General features: G+C 42.6%; 6 protein-coding genes. All 6 read left to right on the top strand.

What is annotated here, in order from left to right:
* The first annotated feature begins 167 nt into the window (after positions 1–167).
* The 6 genes from rpsB to AC1DUA_RS24160 all read left to right on the top strand — a co-directional run bounded on the left by rpsB (position 168) and on the right by AC1DUA_RS24160 (position 4,711).
* Entirely contained in the window at positions 168–866 is a 699-nt protein-coding gene (gene rpsB / locus AC1DUA_RS24135; RefSeq protein ID WP_127451023.1) for a 30S ribosomal protein S2, read from the top strand.
* Between the two features lie 107 nt (positions 867–973).
* Positions 974–1,624: a translation elongation factor Ts gene (tsf, locus tag AC1DUA_RS24140; RefSeq protein WP_477502185.1), complete on the top strand. Its 651-nt coding sequence runs from the start codon at positions 974–976 to the stop codon at positions 1,622–1,624.
* A gap of 87 nt (positions 1,625–1,711) precedes the next feature.
* Positions 1,712–2,437: a UMP kinase gene (pyrH, locus tag AC1DUA_RS24145; protein WP_477502186.1), complete on the top strand. Its 726-nt coding sequence runs from the start codon at positions 1,712–1,714 to the stop codon at positions 2,435–2,437.
* Positions 2,438–2,440: 3 nt separating this feature from the next.
* A complete protein-coding gene (frr, locus tag AC1DUA_RS24150; protein WP_145656414.1) occupies positions 2,441–2,995 on the top strand; it encodes a ribosome recycling factor in 555 nt (184 codons plus the stop codon).
* Positions 2,996–3,089: 94 nt separating this feature from the next.
* Complete coding sequence (locus tag AC1DUA_RS24155; protein WP_477502188.1) at positions 3,090–3,833, top strand: isoprenyl transferase; 744 nt, start codon at positions 3,090–3,092, stop codon at positions 3,831–3,833.
* Positions 3,834–3,916: 83 nt separating this feature from the next.
* The gene (locus AC1DUA_RS24160; protein WP_477502187.1) at positions 3,917–4,711 is read left to right on the top strand and encodes a phosphatidate cytidylyltransferase; all 795 of its coding nucleotides are present in this window, start codon (positions 3,917–3,919) and stop codon (positions 4,709–4,711) included.
* Positions 4,712–4,734 lie beyond the last annotated feature (23 nt).

Raw genomic sequence — 4,734 nt, forward strand, 5'->3', positions numbered from 1 at the left:
GTTATCGACAAAAGGTTGCATAGGGATTTGAGTTGTGGTATATTTATTCACGGTGTTAAAAACTCACGCCAGTCAATTTGCATAATGGTGCTTACATTGGTAAGTTTTATGCAAAGATGCGACAGGCGGCGGATACCAAATAAACCATTTTAGAGGAGGGATTGGGGATGGCAGTTATCTCCATGAAACAGCTTTTAGAAGCTGGCGTACATTTCGGTCACCAAACACGTCGTTGGAACCCGAAAATGGACAAGTACATTTTCACAGAAAGAAACGGAATTTACATTATCGATCTACAAAAAACGGTTAAAAAAGTTGAGGAAGCTTACAACTTTGTTAAATCCGTATCTGAAGATAATGGTACAATCCTTTTCGTAGGAACAAAAAAACAAGCGCAAGATTCCGTTGCTGAAGAAGCAGAACGTTGCGGAATGTACTTCATCAACCAACGTTGGTTGGGTGGTACGCTTACTAACTTCCAAACAATTCAAAAACGTATTGACCGTTTGAAAACTCTTGAAAGATGGGAAGAGGACGGTACATTCGAAGTTCTACCTAAGAAAGAAGTTATCATTCTCCGTAAAGAGAAAGAGCGTCTTGAGAAATTCTTGGGCGGAATCAAAAATATGAAGTCCCTGCCTAGCGCACTATTCATTATCGATCCACGTAAAGAGCGTATTGCTGTTGCAGAAGCTCGTAAATTGGGTATCCCAATTGTTGGTATCGTTGATACGAACTGTGATCCGGACGAGATCGACTACGTGATCCCAGGTAACGATGATGCGATTCGTGCAGTTAAATTGCTTACAGCGAAAATTGCTGACGCAGTTATCGAAGCACACCAAGGCGAACAAACAACAGCTTAATTTATAGGAATGAGAAAAGGGTGGTTGGAAGGTGTAACAGCCTGTCACCACCCTTTTTTTAGAGCAAAGGCGTTACATATTAAACCACTAACGGGAGGTTTCTTTCAATGGCAGTTACAGCAGCACAAGTGAAAGAATTACGTGAAAAAACAGGCGCAGGAATGTTGGATTGCAAAAAAGCGCTTGAAGAAGCAAATGGTGATATCACAAAAGCTGGCGAATTGCTTCGCGAGAAAGGTCTTTCTGCGGCAGCTAACAAAGCAGGTCGTATCGCGACTGAAGGCGCAGTAGAATCTTACATCCACGCTGGAGGTAAAGTTGGTGTTCTTGTTGAGATCAACTGTGAAACTGACTTCGTAGGCAAAACAGAACAATTCAGAACTTTCTGTAGAGATATTGCTATGCACATCGCAGCGGCTAACCCATCTTATGTTCGTCGCGAAGAAGTGCCAACAGAAGCTTTGGAAAAAGAAAAAGAAATCCTTCGCAACCAAGCTCTTAACGAAGGCAAACCAGAGAAAATCATTGACAAAATGGTTGAAGGACGCATCGGTAAATACTACGAAGAGTTCTGCTTGATGGAGCAACAATTCGTTAAAGATCCAGACAAAACGATCGACCAATTGTTGAATGAGAAAATCGCTGCAATCGGCGAAAACATCTCCATTCGTCGTTTCGTACGTTTTGGTCTTGGTGAAGGTCTTGAGAAAAAACAAGAAAACTTCGCAGAAGAAGTTATGTCACAAGTTAAACTATAATAGCTATTTCAAAAAGATGGAACACTTGGTGTTCCTTCTTTTTTAGCCAATAAGTTTGTTCATGCATGGAAACGGAGGTTATACAAGTTGGGTCAACCTTTTTATAAAAGAATAGTGCTCAAATTGAGCGGCGAAGCTCTGGCGGGACAGCAAGGGTACGGCATTGATTCAGAAGTCATTACCYCCATCGCCCAGCAAGTGAAAGACGTTGTTGAATTAAACGTAGAAGTCGCTATCGTTGTAGGTGGCGGTAACATATGGCGTGGTATCGCAGGCAGTGAAAAAGGTATGGACCGTGCGACAGCGGACTATATGGGGATGCTTGCGACCGTTATGAATTCCTTGGCGCTACAAGATGCTTTGGAAAATATTGAAGTGCCTACAAGAGTTCAGTCCTCCATTACGATGCAGCAAGTGGCTGAGCCCTACATACGTAGAAAAGCAATTCGTCACTTGGAGAAGTCGAGAGTTGTCATTTTCGCAGCGGGTACAGGGAATCCTTACTTCTCTACAGATACGACAGCAGCTTTAAGAGCAGCTGAAATTGAAGCAGAAGTAATTCTCATGGCCAAAAATAAAGTGGATGGCGTTTACTCCGCAGATCCATTCAAAGATCCAACTGCCAAGAAATTCGAAACGTTGACGTATATGGAAGTTATCAGTAATAATTTAGGTGTCATGGACTCAACCGCATCTTCCCTATGTATGGATAACAACATCCCGTTGGTGGTGTTCAACATTACAGAAAAAGGGAATATTAAACGAGTGGTCCTTGGCGAGAAAATTGGGACTACAGTTAAAGGGAGTGTCTAATCGATGCCACAAGCAGTGAAAAAGAACGCAGAAGACCGGATGGATAAAGCCATCGGCGCACTTAAAAGAGACTTAACTTCGCTACGTGCTGGTCGTGCTACGCCTTCTTTAATGGATCGTATTCAAGTGGAATATTACGGAGCAATGACACCTGTGAATCAACTGGCGAATTTAACTACTCCTGATTCACGCACTTTGCTTATTCAACCATGGGACAAAAGTTCCATGTCAGCTATTGAGAAAGCAATCATGAAGTCTGATTTGGGCTTAACACCATCCAATGATGGTATCGTAATTCGAATTGTTATCCCGGCAATGACGGAAGAGCGTCGTACGGATCTTGTTAAAATGACGAAAAAATTCGGCGAAGAAGCCAAAGTGGCTATTCGTAACATTCGCCGCGATGCGAATGATGAGATCAAAAAGCTTGAGAAAGCTGGGATCTCGGAAGATGAGTCCCGTAAGCATCAGGAAGATATCCAGAAGTTTACGGATAAATTCGTAGCTGAAGTTGAAAAAGTTTTGGCTGCTAAAGAAAAAGAAATCATGGAAGTATAAGATAGATATGCCCCCGGGTAGTCGCTGGGGGTTTTTCATCTTTCCCTAGTTGGGAGGAACAACAGTGCTCAAGCGATTTAGGCAATGGTTTGGAATGAAAGATCAGCAAGCATCTACAGCTAGACCAGAAATTGAATTGGACAAAGTGCCAGCGCATGTCGCTATCATTATGGACGGAAATGGCCGCTGGGCAAAACAAAGAGGTTTGCCACGTGTAGCCGGGCACCATTCCGGCATGAAGAATGTAAAGAAAATTACGATGGCAGCTAATGAGATCGGTGTTAAAGTATTGACGATGTATGCTTTTTCAACTGAAAATTGGAAGAGACCCAAGGAAGAAGTGGAGTTTCTGATGAAGCTTCCACAAGAGTTTTTTCCTTTGGAAATTGAAGAGCTAATCGAAAATAATGTCCGTATCCGGATGACGGGTTGGAGAGAGGGCTTGCCTGACTATACGCTAAACGCTATAGAGGGAGCTATCGAACGGACGAAAAATAATACAGGACTTATTTTGAACTTTGCCTTAAACTATGGTGGACGTAAAGAAATGATTGCTGGTGTGCAGGATATGATTCGTGATGTTCAAAGCGGCAAGCTGCAGACCGAAGAGCTGGACGAAACTCGTTTTTCATCGTATATGCTTACTTCAGATCTACCAGATCCCGATTTGTTAATTCGCACGAGCGGTGAGTTGAGACTTAGCAATTTTCTGTTATGGCAATTGGCGTATTCAGAGCTTTGGTTTACTGAAGCTTATTGGCCGGAATTTACAGAATCTTTATTTTTGCAGGCCATCGCTGAATACCAACGCCGTGGGAGAAGATACGGAGGACTGTAAGTGATTCTTTCGATTTCTCCTAAACGGTGACGGTTTAACGAATTGCTGCCGGATTTGAAGTTGTTCATCTAGGAGGATTCAACTTGAAACAAAGGATCGTTACAGGTGTTATTGCTGGGCTCGTTTTTATTACGTTGTTAGTTTTAGGCGGTTACTGGTATACAGGATTAATCGTATTGCTCTCGATTCTTGGCTACCGGGAATATTTGCAGATGAATGGCTACACGAAGTTTAAGTTAACAAGCGCTGTTGGATTAGTTGCACTCTTGTACATTACTATACCTTGGGAGTTCGTTGGGGTTACATCTCCAATTTCCACTAGTGCGATCATTTGGTTTGCTATGTTCTTACTTCTATTTATAACTGTAGCTTCGAAAAATAAAATCACCATTGATCAGGTTTCAGTCATTTTATTAGGCGTTGTCTATATTGCTTTTGGCTTCTATTATATGATTGCGGCACGTTTAGCAGAGCACGGCTTGTTCTGGACAATCCTTGTTTTTGTTTGTATTTGGGCTTCGGATTCGGGCGCATATTTTGTTGGTTCCAAGCTGGGCAAGAACCTTCTGTGGCCGCAAATTAGCCCTAAGAAATCAATAGAAGGCGCAATTGGCGGCGTAGTCATCTCTATGATCGCGGCGATTATATTCGCTTGTTTTGCCCCGGGGTTACTAGGGTTTGGCAAAGCGTTAGCGCTTGGTTTTATCATTGCTGTTGTTGGACAAGTAGGCGACTTGATTCAGTCTGCTTACAAACGTGTTAAAGGAATCAAAGATACGGGAACATTGCTCCCCGGTCATGGCGGTGTGCTGGATCGGATGGATAGTTGGTTAATTGTGTTTCCATTTGTTTATTTGATCGGAATAATACCTATGTAGTTGTCATGGGCGAGGTGCTTAGT

It is taken from the genome of Paenibacillus sp. 01T422 (genome assembly GCF_056398785.1).

Excerpts from the sequence above, each read along its gene's own strand:
- rpsB (WP_127451023.1), top strand. The coding sequence starts at position 168 with ATGGCAGTTATCTCCATGAAACAGCTTTTAGAAGCTGGCGTACATTTC.
- frr (WP_145656414.1), top strand. The coding sequence starts at position 2,441 with ATGCCACAAGCAGTGAAAAAGAACGCAGAAGACCGGATGGATAAAGCC.
- tsf (WP_477502185.1), top strand. The coding sequence starts at position 974 with ATGGCAGTTACAGCAGCACAAGTGAAAGAATTACGTGAAAAAACAGGC.
- AC1DUA_RS24155 (WP_477502188.1), top strand. The coding sequence starts at position 3,090 with ATGAAAGATCAGCAAGCATCTACAGCTAGACCAGAAATTGAATTGGAC.